Consider the following 18,810-nt stretch of genomic DNA (forward strand, 5'->3'; position numbering starts at 1 on the left):
GGATTTTATACGGGGCGTATCTCGCGGTCGAGCTCCCGCATGCGGTTGAACGAGGCGATCGATACCGCGACCTGGTCGTCATTCGGCTCCTTGGTCGTCAGCAGCTGCAGCCACAGCCCGGGATAACCGAGCACGCGCAGTCCCGGAATATCGCGAGCTGCGTTCGTCCAGCGAAGCACCTCGTAAGAGATGCCGATGACGACGGGGAGCAGCGCGATCCGGATCCATATGCGTTCCCATATCGTGTCCCAATGGAAGATTGGGAACGAGTAAAGAACGACGCCGACGATGACCGTAAACACGAGAAAGCTGCTGCCGCACCGATAGTGCAGGCGTGTGAACCGCTGTACGTTTTCAACCGTCAGTTCGACGCCGGCTTCGTAAGCGCTGATTACCTTGTGCTCGGCGCCGTGGTACTGGAACAGACGCTTGATCAAAGGCGTCTTGGATATGAACCAAAGGTAAAAGAGCAATAAGGCGATCTTGATGACGCCTTCCAACAGGTTATGCAGGATCATGCTGCTAAATACGTTTTCGAACAGAAAGCCTTCGAGCAGTGCCGGCACGGTCGTGAAGACCAGCTTGCCGAAAACAAACGACAGCACGCCTACGACGGCGACGCCGAGCACCATGGACAGGCTCCACTTTTCTTTTTCCTTTGGCTTCTCCGCTCCGTCCGGCTGCGTCTCGTCCTCCGCGTAAGCTTCGGCCGAGAAGTTCAAGTGCTGCGAGCCTTTGGCCGAAGACTCGACGATGCCGACGATGCCCCGGATAAAAGGAATCCGCTTCAGCACCGCGAGCGCCCGGCTCTGCTGCTGTTTGCGGGGGACCTCAAAAAAAGCGATTTCCTGATTTTTGCGCCGCACCGCGGTCACGTGCACGTTCCGTCCGGCGAACATGACGCCTTCGATCACGGCTTGTCCCCCGTATATGGAGGTCGGTTGTTCTGCCAAACCATTCACCATCTCTCGACGAATCTCTTGAAGCGTAAGGCTTCGGATACCTTCTTATTTTACAGGATAAGGGCGAGCAATGCTACAGTATCCGGCCTTGCGGCGACTAGCGCCTTGGCATGCGGCCCATACTATGCCGATCAGGGATACTGCGAAAGGATGAAACGAAATCATGGAACGTACGGAAAACAAAGGCGCGGGAACGGGGAAAACGAAACATCCAGCGGTCTACTGCCTGACGCTCGGCTTGTTCGCCGGCCTCATCTGGGGATCTCTGCGCTGGCTGTCGGTCGCGTTGAACTTCACCAAGGTGCCCCAAGCTTTTTTGGCGGATCCGTTCATCAAGCGGACGCATCTGGACACGATCGCTTGGCATTGCGTCGGGCTGGCGCTGTTCGTCCTCATGTCCATCGTTGCCGCTTATTTGTACTGGTTCGTTCTGGGCAAGCTTCGGGGGCCTTGGCCGGGTTTGTTTTTCGGAGCGGCATGGTGGGTGCTGCTGTTTTTCTGGATCGGTCCGGCGACGGGTGCCATACCGGCATTCAAAGAGATCGGTCTTGGCAGCGCGTTTACGGAGTGTGCCGTATACGTGTTGTGGGGGTTGTTTATCGGGTACTCGTTCGCCTTCGAGTTCCACAACGAGTCGGCGCGCGAGCCGAAGAAAGCGGACGGTCAAGGAAACGGCGGCGGCGGTGGCACGGGCGAACCGGAGCCGGCTTAACAGTCGACGTGCGGCAAGGCATGTATATGGCGACGCCTTATGCCGTTATGTTACAATGACTGATGAATTTATAGTCGGAAACCTTGGAAGGAGTGCCGGAATTGCCCAGTATCTTGGTTCTGAACGGACCGAACCTGAATATGCTCGGCGTCAGAGAGCCGGGCGTGTACGGGACCGCCACGCTGTCCGAGATCGAGCGGAGCCTGACGGCGACCGCCGAGCGCGAAGGGGCTTCTCTTTCCTTTTATCAATCGAATCACGAGGGCGGGCTGCTCGACGAGATGCATGCCGCCTACGGACGCCACGACGGCATCTTGATCAATCCGGGCGCCTACACGCACACGAGCATCGCGCTTCGCGACGGCATCGCGGCCGTCGGATTGCCGGTCGTCGAAGTGCATCTGTCGAACATCCACAAGCGGGAGTCGTTCAGGCATACGTCGATGCTCGCGCCGGTGTGCGTCGGCCAGATCGCCGGCTTCGGCGCTTACGGCTACGAGCTAGGTCTGCTCGCACTGCTGCGACACCTGCGGCAGTCGGCCGGTCCGCAATAGGTAAAGGGAGAGAGGAGGCGCTCAAATGAGCGAAGCTAGAATCGCAAGATTAAGAGGCGAGATGGCAGGGCTTGGCGGAGACGCCATGCTGGTGACGAGCGCTCACAACCGGCGGTACTTGACCGGATTCACCGGTACGGCGGGCGTCGTGCTCGTGACGGCCGGGGGCGCGTCGCTGTTCACCGACTTCCGTTATACGGAGCAAGCGAACGCCCAAGCCCATGGTGTCCAAGTCGAAGAGCACCCGCCGACGGGCTACTATGAGCGGGTGGCGGAGCGACTGCGCGAAGCGGGCGTGGGGCGGCTGCTGTTCGAGGACGCCACGGTGAGCTACGCCGCTTACGCGCTGCTGAAGGAGCGGCTCGCACCGGTCGAGCTCGTGCCTGCCGGCAAGGCGCTCGAGAAGCTGCGGGCCGTTAAGGACGCCGCCGAGCTTGCCGTCATCCAGGAAGCCGCCGACGTCGCCGATCGGACTTTTTCGCATATTCTCGGATTTCTGAAGCCTGGCGTCAAAGAGTCCGACATCGCGCTGGAAATGGAGTTTTATATGAGGAAGCTCGGCGCCTCGGGCACGTCGTTCGATACGATCGTCGCCTCCGGCGAGCGCTCCGCGGTGCCGCACGGCGTGGCGAGCGACCGGGAGATCGGGTCCGGCGAGTTCGTCACCCTCGATTTTGGCGCATACTACAAAGGCTATTGCTCGGATCTGACTCGAACGGTCGTCGTGGGACCTGCGACGGACCGTCACAAGGAGATCTACGGCATCGTGCTCGAAGCCCAGTTGCACGCGCTCGCGCATCTGAAGCCGGGAATGACCGGACGGGAAGGCGACGCCTTGACGAGAGATATCATCACGCGGTATGGTTATGGAGATCAATACGGCCATAGCACCGGTCACGGGATCGGGCTCGAGATTCACGAGGAGCCGCGGCTCAGCTATTCGGCGCCGGATACGATTTTACTCCCGGGTCATGTCGTCACGGTCGAACCGGGTATTTACGTACCGGGCTTCGGCGGCGTACGGATCGAAGACGACGTCGTTCTGACGGATGACGGGATTAAAATACTTACGCGTTCCCCGAAGGAACTGATCGTTCTGGAATAGGGAGCCACGTTCCTACAGGAGGGAATTTAGCAGTGATTTCCGTTAACGATTTTAAGACAGGCCTTACCATTGAAGTGGACAACGATCTTTGCACCGTTATCGACTTCCAGCACGTCAAGCCGGGCAAAGGCGCTGCGTTCGTCCGCTCCAAGCTGAAGAACCTGCGCAACGGCAACGTCATCGAGAAAACGTTCCGCGCCGGCGAGAACGTCGTCCGCGCCCATATCGAAAACCGCGCCGTGCAGTACCTGTACAACTCCGGCAGCGAGTACACGTTCATGGACAACGAGACTTACGACCAGTTCAACCTGGACAAGAAGCAGCTCGAGTGGGAAGTCAACTTCCTGAAGGAAAACATGACGGTTAACATCACCAGCTACCAGGGCGAGATTCTCGGCATCAACCTGCCGAACAACGTCGACCTCAAGGTCGTCGAGACCGAGCCGGGCATCAAGGGCAATACGGCCACGGGCGCGACCAAAAACGCGAGGCTCGAGACGGGGCTTAACGTGCAAGTGCCGCTCTTCATTAACGAAGGCGACGTGCTGCTCATCAATACGACCGAAGGCAAGTATATTTCCCGCGCTTAAGCTGAGACTGAATCCTCCGCATCCCATCCCGGGACCGGAGGATTTTTTTCGTTTCTGGGCCGTCGGCCTTATGCTATAATATATTGCTGTATGCACAGTGTAGATGAGGAGTGGAACCGCGTTGTCCTTAATCGTGATGAAATTCGGCGGCAGCTCCGTCGGGACCACGGAGCGGATGCAGAACGTGGCCCAGCGAATAATCGACAAAAAGCTGCAGGGCCATCGCGTCGTCGTCGTCGTCTCCGCCATGGGCGATACGACCGACGATCTGATCGACAAGTCCAAGGAGTTAACCGACAATCCCCCGGCGCGGGAGATGGATATGCTGCTGACGACCGGCGAGCAGATCTCCGTCGCGCTGCTCGCGATGACGATTCATAAACTCGGCCATGAAGCCAAATCGTTCACGGGCTGGCAAGCCGGCATCGTGACGGAAGCGGTGCACGGAAAAGCGAGAATATCCGACATTTCGCCGACGCGCCTCCATGCCGCCCTTGACGGCGGGGCGATCGCGATCGTCGCCGGCTTCCAGGGCATGACGGAGGAAGGCGAGATCACGACGCTCGGCCGAGGCGGCTCCGATACGACGGCGGTCGCGCTCGCGGCAGCGATCCAAGCGGACGTATGCGAGATTTATACCGACGTGGACGGCATCTATTCGACCGATCCCCGCGTCGTGAAGAACGCACGCAAGCTGGATGTCATCTCGTACGACGAGATGCTTGAGCTTGCCCATCTCGGCGCGGCGGTGCTGCATCCCCGCGCGGTCGAATATGCGAAGCACTACAACGTTCGTCTCGTAGTGCGTTCGAGCTTTACCCAGAATGAAGGTACGCTCGTGAGGGAGGAAGCGGCAATGGAACAAGGCGTCGTCGTAAGCGGCATCGCTTTTGATAAAAATGTAGCCCGGATCAGCATCGTAGGCGTGGCGGATATTCCGGGAGTGTTGGCTAAAATCTTCGGCGCGCTGGCGGATGAGTCGATCGACGTCGACATCATCGTGCAGAGCGGCATCTCGAACGGCAAGGCGGACTTCTCGTTCACCGTATCGCTGGCCGACCGCGCGCGGGCGCTTGGCGTCATTGAGAAGGTGCGCGGCGAAGTGCCTTACGACGAGGCCGCCTACGAAGAAAACCTAGTCAAAGTATCGATCGTCGGCGCGGGTATGGTGTCGAATCCTGGCGTCGCCGCCAAAATGTTCGACGTCATCTCGAAGGCGGGCGTCAGCATCAAGATGGTGAGCACGTCAGAGATCAAGTGCTCCTGCGTCATCGCGGCCGAGCCGCTGCATGAAGTCGTGCGCGCGCTTCACACGGCGTACGGTCTGGATACGGCGGACGCGGCGTTCGTCGGCGGACCGCAAGACCGCCGCTAATTTTGTCAAGCATCTTTTAGCGATTTAAGAGTAGATTGGCTATTTCTAGCGCTTTTGTTAATCTTAGATTAGCAAAGGTCCCTGCCTCCTTCCGACCCTATGGAGGTTATACCTGTCGAATTACAAGCTGTTTTTGTCGTCGGCGGTATTATCTATCCAAGGAGGAAGCAAAATGAGCGAGCAAGTGTTGGACGCAATTTTAGTAGAGTTGAAGGGAATGTCGCAGCGCTTGGACGGGATGAATCAGCGATTCGATGCCATCGAACAGCGATTTGACGGAATCGACCAGCGTTTGGACGGAATCGACCAACGTCTGGACGGCATGGACCGGCGATTCGATGTCATCGAAACAACGCTGAACCAAGTGGCGACCGCCGTCATGGACACAAACGAACGGTTGACCAAGGTCATGGAGGTTCAAGAGGAGCACGCGATCGCCATCGATTCGCTGCAGACTGAACAGTCCAGACAAGGCAAAGCGATAGAAGCGCTCGCGTTTCGCGTGCTTGAGCACGATACGGAGATCAGAGCGTTAAAAAGAGCGAGATAATAGAACAGTCCACCGACTCGTCCGATTCCGGACGGGTCTTTTTTTATGCAAATCTCTTAAATTCGCGTCATCTTTGGCAAGTTGTCCGACTTGGCCGCATAGCGTATACCACGGGCGCATTCGTGTTGGCGAAAGGAGGTGAGAGCAGCTTGGATAAATCCGTATTCAGCATGGCGCTGCTCCGGATTTTGTCCGGGAGCATCGAATTGACGGCCGCCTTGGTCATGCTGAAGCTCAACGACGTCACCAAGGCGCTGAGCGTAAACGCGATGCTGGCGCTGGTCGGTCCGCTGATCTTGATCTCCACGACGACGATCGGCCTGGTCGGCATGTCGGACAAACTTTCCCCCGTCAAGCTCGTATGGATCGTCGCAGGCGTCGCTTGCTTGCTGATTGGCATTCTCAAAAAATAACCGCATCGAATCGCCACTCTATTAAAGGAAAAAGAGACTTCCCACGCATAAAAGAGAAGCGTCCAAGCATATGCATGAAGAGAGAAGGACAACTTGCCTACGACGGAAAGGGGGAGGACGCTTGTCGCTGCCGCTCTTGGAACTGTTCCCCGCCGGTCTGCGGGGGCGGCTGGAAATGCTGCCGCAGACGTTGCTGCTGCAGCTCGAGGAGATTCGCGTCAGGGAAGGCAGGCCGCTCGAGATCGGATTCGGGGGCGGCTCGGCATTCGTTTGTCCGCAAGGAAAAACCGTAACGGACAGCGCGGATGCCTACCGCCCGACCCGCGAAGACTGCAGGGCATTACTGGAACGCGTGACCAATCACTCGCTTTATGCGGTAGAAGAAGAGCTCAGACGCGGCTACGTAACGGTCGCAGGCGGCCATCGGATCGGGTTGGCAGGCCGCACGGTGCTCGAGGGCGGACATGTCCGCCATCTTCGGGACGTCGCAAGCTTCAATATCCGGATCGCAAGAGCGCGCGCCGGCTGCGCGGCGGGACTGCTGCCCGAACTGCTCGATCCAGTCGCCAGAACCGTGAAGCATACGCTGATCGTATCCGCGCCGCAGCAAGGCAAGACGACGCTGCTGCGAGATCTGGCCCGCTCCATCAGCGCCGGCGAGTGGCATCACCCCCAGGCGCAGCGCTGGGGCGGCCGCAAGGTCGGCGTCGTGGACGAGCGTTCGGAGATCGCGGCCTGCGACCGCGGCGTTCCCGCATTCGACCTCGGTCCGCGCACCGACGTGCTCGATGCCTGTCCGAAGGCCGAAGGGCTCATGATGCTGGTGCGCTCGATGTCGCCCGAGGTCGTCATAGCCGACGAGATCGGGAGGCCTGAGGACGCTTACGCGCTGAAGGAGGCGCTCCATGCCGGCGTACGCGTCGTGGCGACCGCGCACGCGCTCGACCTGCGCGACGTCTTCGCCAGGCCCGTACTGGCGGAGCTCGCCACCGAGGGTATGTTCGGCGCCTATGTCCTGCTCTCCCGCTCGGGCGGCGTCGTAAGGCACCGCGTCGTGGGCGCGGACGAGGCGGAGGCGGAGGCGCGCAAGTCGTCGGGCTGCCGGTCCGTGCCGGTCATCCGGTCGCCGAACCCGGACGGGGTGCGCCATGCTTAAGCTGGCGGGTGCGGCGCTCGTACTGTTCGCGGGCACGATGATCGGCTTTATGCAGGCCGCAAAGTTCGCGCAGCGGCCACGGCAGATTCGGCAGCTGATCCATGCGCTTCAGCGGCTGGAGACGGAGATCGGCTACGGCCAAACGCCGCTGCCGGAGGCGCTCGCCCGAATTGCGGACGCGCTTGCGGCGCCCGTGTCGGCATTGTTCGCGGAGGCGTCGGCCCGGCTTGCTTCAGGTAACGGAGAGACGGTATCGGACTGCTGGCAACAGGCCTTCAAGGCCGGCTGGCCGGCCACTTCGATGCGTCCGCCCGAGCGGGATACGATGCTCCGGCTCGGCGAGACGCTCGGCGGGAGCGGCGCCGAGGATCAACTGAAGCACCTGAAGCTGGCGATGCACCAGCTGCAGGCCGAAGAGCAGGCGGCGCGCGACGATCAGCAGAGATACGAGAAGCTGTGCCGAAGTTTGGGAGTGCTCACGGCCGCCCTGGTCGTCATTCTCATGATGTAGTAGGGGGCCGTATTCATGAATATCGACGTGAGCACGATTTTCCAGATAGCGGGCATCGGGATCATCGTCGCGATGATTCACACCGTGCTCAAGCAGATGAACAAGGAAGACATGGCGCACTGGGTCACGGTAATCGGATTCGTCGTCGTTCTGTTCATGGTCGTCCGGCTGCTGAACGATCTGTTCCAGGAGATCAAGACGATCTTCCTGTTCCAATAGGCGGTCGCCTATGGATATTTTGCAGATTGTCGGCATCGGATTGTTGACGGCCATCCTGATCCTCGTCATTCGCGAACAGAAGCCGATGTTTGCCTTCCTGCTGGCGACCTTTTTCGGCATCGCGGTGTTTCTCGCGCTGATCGGCAAGATCGGCGGCGTCGTCTCGATGATCGAGGAGCTGGCCGACCGCTCGGGCATTCAGTCCGTGTACCTCAAGACGATGCTCAAGATCATCGGCATCGCCTACATCGCCGAGTTCGGTGCGCAGATCGTCCGCGACGCAGGCCTCGACAGCATCGCCTCGAAGATTGAATTCGCGGGAAAAATGCTGATCCTCGTCATGGCGGTGCCGATCATCAGCATCATCATCGAGACGGTGCTCGGATTGCTGCCGGCAGGGGGAGGGGCCTAGAGATGGGGCGACCGGGATTGCTAGAGCAGAGGACGGGCTGGCTCCCGTTCGCGCTGCTCATGTGCGCCATGCTGCTCTCCTTCTGGCCCCGCCCCGCCTTCGCTGCCGGGGAAGACGGTCGCCAAGCCGCAGCCGGCGCTCCTCGTTCGGAAGCCGTCATCGCGCCTGACCCGGACGGCACGTACGGTACCGATCCTGGGACGCTGTCCGGCGAGCTGGCCGAATCGCAGGCCGAGGATCTCAGCTTGGAACAGATCGAGCAATTTTGGAACAAGCTCAAAAACGAGTACGGCGGCTTTTTCCCGGAGGGCGAAGCGCCGTCGCTCAAGACGCTTATGTTTCCGAAGGAAGGCGAAGGCTGGAGCGTCAAAGACGTGCTGCTCGCGCTGGCTCGGTTTTTCCTTCATGAGGTGCTCTACAGCGGCAAGCTGATCGTCACGATCGTCTTGCTGGCCATCTTCACAATGCTGCTCGAAACGATGCAGAGCGCCTTCGAGCGCCAGGCCGTCAGCCAGGTCGCCTATGCCATCGCGTACATGGTACTGCTTATTATCGCCGTGAACAGCTTCCGCACGGGCGCCGGCTACGCGGCGGACGCGATCGCCGGGATGGTTCAATTCATGCTGGCGATGGTGCCGCTCCTGCTGACTCTGCTCGCCAGCACGGGCGGCGTGACGACGGTCGCCGTCCTTCATCCGGTCATCGTGTTCATGGTTCATTCGATCGGCACCGTCATCCATCTGGTCGTGTTTCCGCTTTTGTTTTTCTCGGCGGTGCTGCATCTGGCGAGCACGGTGTCCGAGCGGTTCAAGGTGACGCAGCTGGCCAATCTGCTTCGCACGGCGGCCGTCGGCCTTCTCGGCGCGATGCTCACCCTGTTCCTCGGCGTGTTGTCCATCCAGGGCGCTACCGGCGCGATCGCGGACGGCGTCGCGCTCCGGACGGCGAAGTTCGTCACCGGCAATTTCGTGCCCGTCGTCGGCCGCATGTTTTCGGATGCCGCGGACACCGTGCTGTCGGCGAGCCTGCTCGTCAAAAACGCAGTCGGTCTGGCGGGCGTCGTTGTCCTGATCTTCCTGTGCGCCTTTCCGGCCGTCAAAATTTTGACGCTGGCCTTGATCTACCGGTTGTCCGCGGCGGTGCTTCAGCCGCTCGGCGACACGCCGATCGTGCAGTGCCTCCAGGTCATCGGCAAAACGCTCGTCTACGTATTCGCGGCACTTGCATCGGTCGGTCTTATGTTTTTTCTGGCGGTGACGATCGTGCTGACGGCGGGCAACGCGTCCATTCTGATGAGGTGAGCCGGACGTCGGTTCGAAGGAGGCGACGATCATGATAGAAGCGCTCGGCGGCTGGCTCCGCCAAGTCGTGGCCGCGGTGCTGCTGGCCGCGCTGATCGATCTGCTGCTTCCGAACCGAACGATGCAGCGGTACGTGCGGCTCGTGGCTGGACTGTTCATCTTGCTGACGCTCGCCGGGCCGCTGCTCTCCTGGATTCAGGGAGACATGGATGCCAAGCTGGCCGCAGGCATCGAATGGGCCGAGCGGGGTCCGGCCGTCGGCGAAGACGGCGGTCAGCTCGAGGCCATCATGGCTGAGGCGAAGCGGATCGGCGCGGGCAGGGACGAACAGGCGGCCGAGCTGGCCGTGAAGGGTCTGGAGGCTCAGATCAAGGCAGTCGTTGAACAGGAGGAAGGTACGGCGGTCAAGACGGTCAAGGTTGAGGCGGCGCCGAGTGCGGACGGGACATTGGCGGTCGAAGCCGTCAAGATTCGATTGGCCGACCCCGGGACCGCGGCTGCCGCGGAAGGCGGCGAACCGGTCGCCGAGGTGGAGCCCGTCGCTCCGGTCGTCGTCGACATCGACATCGGAACGAACGCCGATGACGGCAAGAACTACGACCGGGCGGCACCCGCGGCGGCGCAAACCGATGCGCAGCCCGCGGACGACGGTCTCGAAGGAAGGATCGCGGCGCTCGTCGCCGGACGGTTCGGGATCGGGACGTCCAAAGTCGAGGTCGATCGCGCTTCGGACGGATGACAGGAGGGAGCGGAAACATGGCTAAGTGGCTACACAAGCTGGAAACCTATATCGGAGGCGGGCCGGGCGGACCTAAGCGGGTGAAGACATTTCGCTGGCTCATCTTGATCGGGCTTGTCGGCGCCGCGCTCATTTTGGCTTCCTCGTTCATCAAAATGAAGCCCGTGACGCCGCCGACCGGAGACGGTGTCGTGCCGCCCGGAGACGGAGACAAGCCGGCGCAGCAGGAGACGTTTCTCGGCGCGGGAGAAAGCAAAGACGATCCGTTCGCCGAGATCGAGACCCAGCTCGATATCCGGCTGAAGGAAATGCTGGAGAAGATCGCAGGCGTCGGCACGGTCGATGTCATGGCGACGGTCGATTCGACGGAGGAGACGGTCGTGCAGCTGAACGAAAAGAAAACCCAGCAAATTACCGACGAAACGGACAAAAACGGCGCAAAGCGCCATATCACGGACGTCACGCAGGACGGACAGGTCGTACTGTATGAAGTGTCGGGCGGCAAGTCGCCCATCGTCGTCAAAAAAATCAAGCCTCGGCTGAGGGGCGTGCTGATCGTGGCGAAAGGGGCGGGGAACGCAACCGTTCGCCGGATGATCTCGGAGGCCGTCGCCTCGGGCCTGGACGTACCGATCCATCGCGTTTCGGTCATGCCGCGCACGGCAGAGTAAGAGACACGGGCAATTCCATTTCCCAATTCGCAGGAGGTAAAAAACAAATGAACAACAAACGGCAAACGATCTGGCTCGTCTCGATGCTTTCGCTTATGGTCATCCTGTCCGCCTACTATCTGTTCACCGAGGACGTTACGCAGCCAGACCGTACGGCGCAGGAGCAGCAGTTTGGCACGGACGCGACCGGCGTGACCGGCCAGACGGACGACGACGGCATCGAGATCACTTCGGTCGACGGCGCCGGCGGGCTGAGCGACGAGGGCGCGGCGGCTACGGACGGCGACAAATCCGCATCGGCGGACGGCGGATCGGCGCCGAGCAAGGACGCGGCCGCATCACCGGAAGCTTCGGGTACGCCGAGCGGCACGGACAAGGAGACGGCCGCTTCTCCGGATGCGGGCAAGGACGGACAGTCCGCCGTATCGCCCGCGGACAAGGAAGTGCTGAAGGGCATGAACAATCTCTCCGCCCGCGAGCAATTCGACCAGATCCAGCTCGAGCGCGAACAGGCAGCCTCCAAGGCATACGAAGACTTGGACAGGATCGTCGCCGACAGCTCCAAGACGCAAGAGGAAGCGGCGGCCGCCGTCGAAGAGCAGGGCCGCATCACCGCGACCGAGGAGCGCATCGCCAGCCTGCAGGACAAACTGGTGTCCGACTACGAGAACGCCGTCGTCAAGCAAGACGGCGACAAGTTTGAGATCATCGTGCAGGCGGACGCGCTCGATTCGAAGCAAGCGGTCAAAATCGTCAAGCTCGCAACCAAAGAGCTCAGCGTCAAGCCGGATGCCGTATCCGTGCAGTTTATCCAGTAATCCGAATAAAGCGCGCCGGGCAACCGGCCAAGAGCCGGCCGGGGGGCCGGCTCTTTCCATTTCTTTCGATTATGTTATAATGAGTCCGTTATGGGTACGTACAGGCTTTGCTATTCATACGAAGACAAGATCGGGCCGCATCGCGGCACAGTATGGACGGCGGCTTGCTTTAATTGCCCTTTGAACGAGGGCGGCGAGGCCGCTTGGATTTCATACGGCAAATGAGACAGCCAAGGAGCGTAGGGCGAACATGTTCAAACTTAGCGAAATCAAAGAATTGATCAAACTAGTGGACCAAACTACCGTACACGAGCTCGAGATCGAAAACGAGGGCGCAAGACTCTCCATCCGCAAGCCGGGACGCACGGAGGTCGTCAACGTGCAGACCGCCGCGCCGGCCACCCATACATACGTACAGGCGGCCCCGGCTCCTGCTGCCGCGCCGGCGCCGGCCGAAGCGCCGCAGTCCGCCGGACGCGACTTGTCCGGTCTGCACCAGATCGTATCGCCGATGGTCGGCACGTTCTCCCGCGCACCGTCGCCGGACGCGCCGTCGTTCGTCAACGAAGGCGACAAGGTTCACGACAAGACGGTCGTGTGCATCCTCGAAGCGATGAAGCTGATGAATCCTCTCGAAGCCGAAGTGAAGGGCGAGATCGTCGAAGTGTTGGCGCAGAACGGCCAGCTCGTCGAGTTCGGACAGCCGCTGTTCCTCGTCAAACCGGAATAACGCGCGCTTTTCCGGCTTCCGATCCGGCGGCCGGAACTACGAAGGGGGATTTGTGCTTTGAACATCCATAAGATTCTCGTGGCCAACCGGGGCGAGATCGCCGTTCGCATCATCCGCGCTTGCCGCGAGCTCGGCATCTCCACGGTGGCCGTTTATTCCGAAGGAGACCGCGAGTCCCTTCACCTGAAGTTGGCCGACGAAGCTTATTGCATCGGGCCGATCGCTTCCAAGGACAGCTATCTGAATTTGACGAACATTATGAGCGTCGCCACGCTTACCGAATGCGACGCGATTCACCCGGGCTACGGGTTCCTTTCCGAATACGCCGATTTCGCGGATATTTGCGAGACGTGCAATATTGTATTTATCGGACCTTCCGCCGAAGCGATCAGCCGCATGGGCGACAAGTCGGTCGCCAAGCAGACGATGAAGGACGCCGACGTACCGGTCATCCCGGGCTCTGAAGGGCTGGTAGAAGACATCGACGAAGCGGTTCGCGTCGCTCGGGAGATCGGGTACCCGGTCATCATCAAGGCGACGGCGGGCGGCGGCGGACGCGGCATTCGTCTCGCCGACGACGAGGAGATGCTCGTTCGCGAGATCTCGACCGCCCAGCAGGAAGCGCAAAAAGCGTTCGGCAATTCCGGCGTCTATCTCGAGAAGTATTTGACGGGCATGAAGCATGTCGAGATTCAGATCATCGCCGACAAGCACGGCAACGTCTGCCATCTCGGCGAGCGCGATTGCTCCGTGCAGCGCCGCCGCCAGAAGCTCGTCGAAGAAGCGCCTTGCCCGGTCATGACGCCGGAGCTGCGCGAGCGCATGGGCCAGGCAGCCGTACGCGCGGCGCGCGCCGTCAACTATTCGGGCGCCGGGACGATCGAGTTTCTGCTTGGACCGGACGGCAACTTCTATTTCATGGAAATGAACACCCGGATCCAGGTCGAGCATCCGGTTACCGAGCTTATCACGGGCATCGATCTGATCAAGGAAATGATCTCGATCGCCGAAGGCCGTCCGCTGAGCTTCACGCAAGAAGAGGTTCGTTTCGACGGCTGGAGCATCGAATGCCGCATCAACGCCGAGGATCCGGACCGCGGCTTCATGCCTTCTCCGGGCCGCATCGGCTTCTACCTGCCGCCGGGCGGACCCGGCGTGCGCGTAGACAGCGGCGCTTACCCCGGCTATATGATCTCGCCCCACTACGATTCGATGATCGCGAAGCTGATCGTATGGGGACCGACGCGCGAGGAAGCGATCGCTAGAGCCCGCAGAGCGCTCGGGGAGTTCATGATCGAAGGCGTCAAGACGACGATTCCGTTCCACCTCAAGCTTCTGAATCATCCGATATTCAACAAGGGCACGTTCGATATCAAGTTCCTCGAGGAGCATGACGTCGACGCGCCGTACGGCGCAGAAGCCTAATCGCTTCGGACCGACGGCAAGGCGGGGTGCGACGCCCCCGTCGGCGCGGGCTCGGAGGTTTGTCATAATTCTTGGCCTTTGCTATAGTATTAATAATGTAGGGCCTGGCCGACGTCAAGACGCGAGGAGGTGGACCAGCGAATGGAAGCATTGGTGTCTGATTACGAGAAAACCGACATGGGGACCATCCAGATCGCGCCCGAAGTCATCGAGATCATCGCGGGACTGGCAACGGTCGAAGTGGAAGGCGTCGCGGGAATGAGCGGCGGCATCTCCTCGGGCATCGCCGAGCTGCTGGGGCGCAAAAATTTGTCCAAAGGCGTCAAGGTAGAAGTGGGTCAAAGAGAAGCCGCGATCGACGTATCGATCATCGTCGAGTACGGCAGACGGATTACGGAGATCGCTTCGGAAGTTCAGCACGGCGTCAAGCGCTCGATCGAGACGATGACCGGTCTGAACGTCGTCGAAGTGAACGTCCATGTCCACGACGTGCTGTTCAAGCCAGCTGAAAAGATCGAAGAAGAAGATGCGCAACTGCGCGTGAGATGACGCCGGCGTTGCCGGACATGGCAGTCGTCTCTCTTGGAATTGCGGGTGACGGCGCCTTGATGGCCTGACCTTACGAGGGAGGGCGCATCGGGCGCTTTTTCGACCATATAGGCGGTTCGGCGTTCAGGATAGGTCCACGACAGGAGGAGTCGGTTACGTGTTCAAAGTATGGGACAGGCTGCTGCTATTCATTTATTCCTTGGCGATCGTCGTCGCCTCGGCCTTTGCCGTCGCGGTAGCGCTCGGCGCTTTTACGATGGAGTGGCTGACCGAGGTCGTCCGCCAGACGACCGGCGACTATCGGCCGCTGCAGATCGGCGTAATCGTGGTGGCGGCCGTTCTGATTGTGATCAGCCTCCGATTTCTCGTGCTGTCCGTCGGCCGTTTGAACGCAGCGGCTCCGACGATCAACCAGCGCACGGAGCACGGAGACATCCAGATTTCCATCGAGACGGTCGAGAATTTGGCGCTCAAGGCAGCGTCCCGCTCGAAGGGCGTGAAGGATCTTCGCGCGCGCGTACGCATCGCGGAAGCCGGGCTGCACATTACGATTCGCGCCTTCGTGGACGGGGAAGGCTCGATTCCGACGTTGTCCGAGGACATGCAGCGCACGGTGTCCCAGCAGATCGAGGAGACGACCGGCATCCCCGTTTCGGATGTGACCGTATATATCGCTAACGTAACGCAGGCGCCGACGACGTTCAAAAGCCGCGTGGAATAGGAGGCCTTGCCATCCATGTGGAGAATATGGTGGGACCAATACGGCGGCCGGACGCTCGGGGTCGCCGCAGGCATGCTTTGCGGCCTTATTTATTTAATCGTCGGATTTTGGGATATGCTGTTTTGCGCGCTGCTCGTCGGCATCGGATTTGCGGTCGGCAAGCAGCGGGACGAGCGGCGCGGCCCGCTTTTTCATTGGGGCAGGCTGACGGAATGGCTGTCGGACAGGTGGCCCGGCGGACGTAGTTAAGACTTAATTCGGGAGGATTCATGAAGCGCAGATTGGCGAGAGAGATTGCGGTACAGAGCCTGTACCAGATGGAGATGAACGGTGTGTCGGCGCAAGAAGCCGTCGATGCCGTCATGGAAGAAGCGAAGGGCGACAACGAGATGGAGACGGAGGTCGCGGAGCTTGCGGCCGTCGACGGCTTTACGCGCGAGCTGGTGCTTGGCGTCAAGTCGAACCAGGACGCGTTGGACGCCCAGTTGGCGGGATATTTGACCGGCTGGCAGGTCGACCGGCTGTCTAGAGTGGACAGGCAGATTTTAAGATTGGCCGCCTACGAGATGAATCATCGCAGGGACGTGCCCGCCAAAGTCGCGGTTAACGAAGCGATCGAGCTGGCCAAGCACTTCGGTACGGACGAATCCGGCAAGTTCGTCAACGGCGTGCTCGGACGGTTGATTCGCGAGCGCGGCCAGACGAATAGCAAAGACGCCGCAGTCGAGGCAGCGGAAGCGGAACCTGCGGTCGAAGGAGAGGAACAAGCATGAGCGCCAACATCATTGACGGCAAGCGCATTGCGGCCGAGATTCGCGAGGAGATCAAGCGCGAGACCGAATCCCTTGCGGCCCAAGGCGTACGCCCGGGCCTTGCAGTCGTGCTTGTCGGGGAAGACCCGGCTTCCCAGGTGTACGTACGGAACAAGGCGAAGGCTTGCGAGGAGCTCGGATTTTACTCCGAGGTGCATCGCCTGTCCGCCGAGACGTCGCAGGAGGATCTGCTGTCGCTGATCGCGCGCCTTAACGCGCAGGCGGACATTAACGGCATATTGGTGCAGCTGCCGCTGCCGAAGCATATCGAGGAAAAGGCCGTCATCGACGCGATCGCGGTGGAGAAGGACGTCGACGGCTTCCATCCCGTCAGCGTCGGCAATCTGCTGATCGGCGACGACGCGCTCCAGCCGTGCACGCCTTCCGGCGTCATCGAGCTGCTCAAGCGCACGGGCAACGCGCCCGCGGGCAAGCATGCCGTCGTCATCGGCCGCAGCAATATCGTAGGCAAGCCGGTGTCGATCCTGCTTCTGCGGGAGCATGCGACGGTGACGATTTGTCATTCACGCACGCCGGACTTGCCTGCGGTCGTTCGCGGCGCGGATATCGTCGTGGCTGCCGTCGGCGTACCGAAGCTTGTGAAGGGCGACTGGGTGAAGCCGGGCGCGGTCGTTATCGACGTAGGCGTCAATCGCCTGCCAGACGGCAAGCTTTGCGGGGACGTCGATTACGAAGACGTAGCTCCGGTCGCCGGCTGGATCACGCCCGTGCCGGGCGGCGTCGGACCGATGACGATCACGATGCTCATGCTGAACACGCTGAAGTCGGCCAAGGCCGCTCACGGCATCGCATAGGACGGGGGCCGAGGCCATGAACGATCAACCGGCCCGCGTCCTCAGCATCCGGGACGTCAACCGCTACATCAAGATGAAGCTCGAGGGAGATCCCAAGCTTCAGGATATTTGGCTGCGCGGCGAGATTTCGAATTTTACCCATCATTCCAGCGGTCATATGTACTTTACGCTGAAGGACGAGAGCGGGCGCCTCAAGAGCATCATGTTCGCGTCTCACAATCAGCGCTTGCCTTTCAGGCCGAAGGACGGCATGAAGGTGATCGCGCGGGGCGGCGTGTCCGTTTACGAGCGCGACGGGCAGTACCAATTTTACGTGACCGCTATGCAGCCAGACGGCATCGGCAGCCTGTTTCTCGCTTACGAGCAGCTGAAAAAGAAGCTTCACGGGGAAGGGCTGTTCGACGAGGCGGCCAAGCGGCCGATTCCTAAATATCCGAAGGCCATCGGCATCATCACATCCCCGACGGGAGCGGCCGTGCGGGATATTATCATTACGCTGCAGCGGCGCCACCCTTCGGTGGCGATCGTGCTGTATCCGGTGTCGGTCCAAGGGACAGGCGCGGCGCCTTCGATCGTCAAAGCGATTCAGGCGATGAACCGGCTGGCCGAGACGGACGTGCTGATCGTCGGCCGCGGCGGAGGCTCGCTCGAGGAACTGTGGGCGTTCAACGAGGAGGCGGTCGCGCGCGCGATTCGCGCATCGGCGATTCCCGTCATCTCGGCCGTCGGCCACGAGACGGACTTCACGATCGCCGACTTCGCGGCCGATCTCAGGGCGGCTACGCCGACGGCCGCCGCGGAGCTGGCCGTGCCGCATGTCGCCGAGCTGCAGGAGCGGCTAGGCCACCTGGAGCAGCGGATGGCCCGCTCGCTCGGCAGCCAGCTCGGCCGTGCGCGCGAGCGATACCGCCACGCCGCCAGATCGCCTTATTTTACGCAGCCGAAGCGTTCGCTGCTCGCTTCGGCCGAGCGGCTCGATCGACTGCGGGACAGGCTCGGCTACAGGGCCGGCGCGCTCGCCGACCGAAGCCGGGAGCGGCTGTCGCGGCTCAACGGCCGGCTGGCCGGGGCGAGTCCGACCGAGCAGGCGATATACGCGCGAAGGCGCAAGGCGTCCGCGGACAAGGCGTTGACCGCGGCGATGCGCGGCATCGTGCGGGACGGCCGGAGCGCCTTTGGCTCCGCGATCCGGCAGCTCGACGCGCTTAGTCCGCTCAAGGTTATGGCACGCGGCTATAGCCTGGCGTACGACGAAGAAGAGAAAAAACTGCTGCGGTCCGTGCGCGAAACGAAAGCCGGCGACAGACTCGTCGTGCGGCTGGCGGACGGCAAGCTGTCTTGCAGCGTAGCGGCGGTGCATGGGGAGGCGAACACGAATGACGAATGAATCGGAAACGGCGCTGTCCTTCGAGCAGGCGATGGAGCGGCTGGAAGGCATCGTATCCAAGCTCGAGAGCGGCGACGTGCCGCTCGAAGCGGCGATCGAGCTGTATCAAGAAGGCATGGCGCTCTCGAGACTGTGCGGTCAGAAGCTGGAGCAGGTGGAGCGTCGGATCGAGATGCTGATGGAGGACGGAGACGGCTTGCAGCGCCGGCCTTTCGCGCCGCAGCAGGGCGAGGCTGCCGGCAAAGGAGAGTAATCGAAAAGGTGCAGAAGGAAGATATATCGG

25 protein-coding genes are annotated in these 18,810 nt (G+C 60.9%); 24 read left to right on the top strand and 1 reads right to left on the bottom strand.

Annotated elements, in window-relative coordinates:
• Window positions 1–5: 5 nt before the first annotated feature.
• Complete coding sequence (locus KVT38_RS05200) at window positions 6–953, bottom strand: DUF1385 domain-containing protein (RefSeq protein WP_254639012.1); 948 nt, start codon at window positions 951–953, stop codon at window positions 6–8.
• A 172-nt stretch (window positions 954–1,125) separates the two neighbouring features.
• Between KVT38_RS05200 and KVT38_RS05205 the strand changes: the two genes are divergently transcribed.
• The 24 genes from KVT38_RS05205 (at window position 1,126) to xseB (ending at window position 18,780) form a co-directional block, all read left to right on the top strand.
• Entirely contained in the window at window positions 1,126–1,674 is a 549-nt protein-coding gene (locus KVT38_RS05205; RefSeq protein WP_217592636.1) for a YqhR family membrane protein, read from the top strand.
• Window positions 1,675–1,775: 101 nt separating this feature from the next.
• The gene (gene aroQ / locus KVT38_RS05210) at window positions 1,776–2,228 is read left to right on the top strand and encodes a type II 3-dehydroquinate dehydratase (protein WP_217592637.1); all 453 of its coding nucleotides are present in this window, start codon (window positions 1,776–1,778) and stop codon (window positions 2,226–2,228) included.
• 25 nt (window positions 2,229–2,253) lie between these two features.
• Window positions 2,254–3,333: a M24 family metallopeptidase gene (locus tag KVT38_RS05215; protein WP_217592638.1), complete on the top strand. Its 1,080-nt coding sequence runs from the start codon at window positions 2,254–2,256 to the stop codon at window positions 3,331–3,333.
• Between the two features lie 32 nt (window positions 3,334–3,365).
• Window positions 3,366–3,923 carry an elongation factor P gene (gene efp / locus KVT38_RS05220; RefSeq protein WP_217592639.1) on the top strand — a complete coding sequence of 186 codons (558 nt, stop codon included), beginning with the start codon at window positions 3,366–3,368 and terminating at the stop codon, window positions 3,921–3,923.
• Between the two features lie 121 nt (window positions 3,924–4,044).
• A complete protein-coding gene (locus KVT38_RS05225) occupies window positions 4,045–5,298 on the top strand; it encodes an aspartate kinase (RefSeq protein ID WP_217592640.1) in 1,254 nt (417 codons plus the stop codon).
• Window positions 5,299–5,470: 172 nt separating this feature from the next.
• Window positions 5,471–5,848 carry a hypothetical protein gene (locus tag KVT38_RS05230; protein WP_217592641.1) on the top strand — a complete coding sequence of 126 codons (378 nt, stop codon included), beginning with the start codon at window positions 5,471–5,473 and terminating at the stop codon, window positions 5,846–5,848.
• Between the two features lie 149 nt (window positions 5,849–5,997).
• Window positions 5,998–6,261 carry a YqhV family protein gene (locus tag KVT38_RS05235; protein ID WP_483298160.1) on the top strand — a complete coding sequence of 88 codons (264 nt, stop codon included), beginning with the start codon at window positions 5,998–6,000 and terminating at the stop codon, window positions 6,259–6,261.
• A gap of 175 nt (window positions 6,262–6,436) precedes the next feature.
• Window positions 6,437–7,417 (top strand): stage III sporulation protein AA, encoded by a 981-nt coding sequence (gene spoIIIAA, locus KVT38_RS05240; protein ID WP_217592775.1) that lies wholly within the window; start codon window positions 6,437–6,439, stop codon window positions 7,415–7,417.
• On the top strand, window positions 7,410–7,928 hold the full coding sequence (gene spoIIIAB / locus KVT38_RS05245; RefSeq protein ID WP_217592642.1) for a stage III sporulation protein SpoIIIAB: 519 nt from the start codon (window positions 7,410–7,412) through the stop codon (window positions 7,926–7,928). Before spoIIIAA ends, spoIIIAB begins: the two co-directional genes overlap by 8 nt.
• A 15-nt stretch (window positions 7,929–7,943) precedes the next feature.
• Window positions 7,944–8,147: a stage III sporulation protein AC gene (spoIIIAC, locus tag KVT38_RS05250; RefSeq protein WP_090113099.1), complete on the top strand. Its 204-nt coding sequence runs from the start codon at window positions 7,944–7,946 to the stop codon at window positions 8,145–8,147.
• Between the two features lie 10 nt (window positions 8,148–8,157).
• Window positions 8,158–8,559, top strand: coding sequence for a stage III sporulation protein AD (gene spoIIIAD, locus KVT38_RS05255; RefSeq protein WP_090113088.1), 402 nt, complete (start codon window positions 8,158–8,160; stop codon window positions 8,557–8,559).
• A gap of 2 nt (window positions 8,560–8,561) precedes the next feature.
• Window positions 8,562–9,860: a stage III sporulation protein AE gene (gene spoIIIAE, locus KVT38_RS05260; RefSeq protein WP_254639013.1), complete on the top strand. Its 1,299-nt coding sequence runs from the start codon at window positions 8,562–8,564 to the stop codon at window positions 9,858–9,860.
• Between the two features lie 31 nt (window positions 9,861–9,891).
• A complete protein-coding gene (locus tag KVT38_RS05265) occupies window positions 9,892–10,599 on the top strand; it encodes a stage III sporulation protein AF (RefSeq protein WP_217592643.1) in 708 nt (235 codons plus the stop codon).
• Window positions 10,600–10,616: 17 nt separating this feature from the next.
• Entirely contained in the window at window positions 10,617–11,270 is a 654-nt protein-coding gene (gene spoIIIAG / locus KVT38_RS05270) for a stage III sporulation protein AG (RefSeq protein ID WP_217592644.1), read from the top strand.
• A gap of 47 nt (window positions 11,271–11,317) precedes the next feature.
• Window positions 11,318–12,088 (top strand): SpoIIIAH-like family protein, encoded by a 771-nt coding sequence (locus tag KVT38_RS05275; RefSeq protein WP_217592645.1) that lies wholly within the window; start codon window positions 11,318–11,320, stop codon window positions 12,086–12,088.
• 250 nt (window positions 12,089–12,338) lie between these two features.
• Entirely contained in the window at window positions 12,339–12,818 is a 480-nt protein-coding gene (accB, locus tag KVT38_RS05280; RefSeq protein WP_217592646.1) for an acetyl-CoA carboxylase biotin carboxyl carrier protein, read from the top strand.
• 57 nt (window positions 12,819–12,875) lie between these two features.
• Window positions 12,876–14,243, top strand: coding sequence for an acetyl-CoA carboxylase biotin carboxylase subunit (gene accC, locus KVT38_RS05285; protein WP_217592647.1), 1,368 nt, complete (start codon window positions 12,876–12,878; stop codon window positions 14,241–14,243).
• Window positions 14,244–14,384: 141 nt separating this feature from the next.
• Window positions 14,385–14,792: an Asp23/Gls24 family envelope stress response protein gene (locus tag KVT38_RS05290; RefSeq protein WP_217592648.1), complete on the top strand. Its 408-nt coding sequence runs from the start codon at window positions 14,385–14,387 to the stop codon at window positions 14,790–14,792.
• Window positions 14,793–14,949: 157 nt separating this feature from the next.
• Window positions 14,950–15,513, top strand: coding sequence for an alkaline shock response membrane anchor protein AmaP (amaP, locus tag KVT38_RS05295; protein ID WP_217592649.1), 564 nt, complete (start codon window positions 14,950–14,952; stop codon window positions 15,511–15,513).
• A 15-nt stretch (window positions 15,514–15,528) separates the two neighbouring features.
• A complete protein-coding gene (locus tag KVT38_RS05300) occupies window positions 15,529–15,762 on the top strand; it encodes a DUF2273 domain-containing protein (RefSeq protein ID WP_217592650.1) in 234 nt (77 codons plus the stop codon).
• 20 nt (window positions 15,763–15,782) lie between these two features.
• Entirely contained in the window at window positions 15,783–16,286 is a 504-nt protein-coding gene (gene nusB, locus KVT38_RS05305; RefSeq protein ID WP_217592651.1) for a transcription antitermination factor NusB, read from the top strand.
• Window positions 16,283–17,140: a bifunctional methylenetetrahydrofolate dehydrogenase/methenyltetrahydrofolate cyclohydrolase FolD gene (gene folD / locus KVT38_RS05310; protein ID WP_217592652.1), complete on the top strand. Its 858-nt coding sequence runs from the start codon at window positions 16,283–16,285 to the stop codon at window positions 17,138–17,140. The genes nusB and folD overlap by 4 nt, the downstream gene beginning before the upstream one ends.
• 16 nt (window positions 17,141–17,156) lie before the next feature.
• Complete coding sequence (gene xseA, locus KVT38_RS05315; protein ID WP_217592653.1) at window positions 17,157–18,527, top strand: exodeoxyribonuclease VII large subunit; 1,371 nt, start codon at window positions 17,157–17,159, stop codon at window positions 18,525–18,527.
• On the top strand, window positions 18,517–18,780 hold the full coding sequence (xseB, locus tag KVT38_RS05320; protein ID WP_254639014.1) for an exodeoxyribonuclease VII small subunit: 264 nt from the start codon (window positions 18,517–18,519) through the stop codon (window positions 18,778–18,780). The genes xseA and xseB overlap by 11 nt, the downstream gene beginning before the upstream one ends.
• The last annotated feature ends 30 nt before the right edge of the window (window positions 18,781–18,810 follow it).

It is taken from the genome of Cohnella sp. GbtcB17, assembly GCF_019091135.1.
Taxonomy (GTDB): Bacteria; Bacillota; Bacilli; order Paenibacillales; family Paenibacillaceae; genus Cohnella.

Coding starts and splice junctions, on each gene's coding strand:
- spoIIIAC (WP_090113099.1), top strand. CDS start 7,944: ATGAATATCGACGTGAGCACGATTTTCCAGATAGCGGGCATCGGGATC.
- folD (WP_217592652.1), top strand. CDS start 16,283: ATGAGCGCCAACATCATTGACGGCAAGCGCATTGCGGCCGAGATTCGC.
- KVT38_RS05230 (WP_217592641.1), top strand. CDS start 5,471: ATGAGCGAGCAAGTGTTGGACGCAATTTTAGTAGAGTTGAAGGGAATG.
- accB (WP_217592646.1), top strand. CDS start 12,339: ATGTTCAAACTTAGCGAAATCAAAGAATTGATCAAACTAGTGGACCAA.
- spoIIIAG (WP_217592644.1), top strand. CDS start 10,617: ATGGCTAAGTGGCTACACAAGCTGGAAACCTATATCGGAGGCGGGCCG.
- nusB (WP_217592651.1), top strand. CDS start 15,783: ATGAAGCGCAGATTGGCGAGAGAGATTGCGGTACAGAGCCTGTACCAG.
- spoIIIAB (WP_217592642.1), top strand. CDS start 7,410: ATGCTTAAGCTGGCGGGTGCGGCGCTCGTACTGTTCGCGGGCACGATG.
- spoIIIAD (WP_090113088.1), top strand. CDS start 8,158: ATGGATATTTTGCAGATTGTCGGCATCGGATTGTTGACGGCCATCCTG.
- KVT38_RS05205 (WP_217592636.1), top strand. CDS start 1,126: ATGGAACGTACGGAAAACAAAGGCGCGGGAACGGGGAAAACGAAACAT.
- xseB (WP_254639014.1), top strand. CDS start 18,517: ATGACGAATGAATCGGAAACGGCGCTGTCCTTCGAGCAGGCGATGGAG.
- KVT38_RS05215 (WP_217592638.1), top strand. CDS start 2,254: ATGAGCGAAGCTAGAATCGCAAGATTAAGAGGCGAGATGGCAGGGCTT.
- KVT38_RS05300 (WP_217592650.1), top strand. CDS start 15,529: ATGTGGAGAATATGGTGGGACCAATACGGCGGCCGGACGCTCGGGGTC.
- KVT38_RS05275 (WP_217592645.1), top strand. CDS start 11,318: ATGAACAACAAACGGCAAACGATCTGGCTCGTCTCGATGCTTTCGCTT.
- spoIIIAE (WP_254639013.1), top strand. CDS start 8,562: ATGGGGCGACCGGGATTGCTAGAGCAGAGGACGGGCTGGCTCCCGTTC.
- KVT38_RS05290 (WP_217592648.1), top strand. CDS start 14,385: ATGGAAGCATTGGTGTCTGATTACGAGAAAACCGACATGGGGACCATC.
- spoIIIAA (WP_217592775.1), top strand. CDS start 6,437: ATGCTGCCGCAGACGTTGCTGCTGCAGCTCGAGGAGATTCGCGTCAGG.
- KVT38_RS05265 (WP_217592643.1), top strand. CDS start 9,892: ATGATAGAAGCGCTCGGCGGCTGGCTCCGCCAAGTCGTGGCCGCGGTG.
- xseA (WP_217592653.1), top strand. CDS start 17,157: ATGAACGATCAACCGGCCCGCGTCCTCAGCATCCGGGACGTCAACCGC.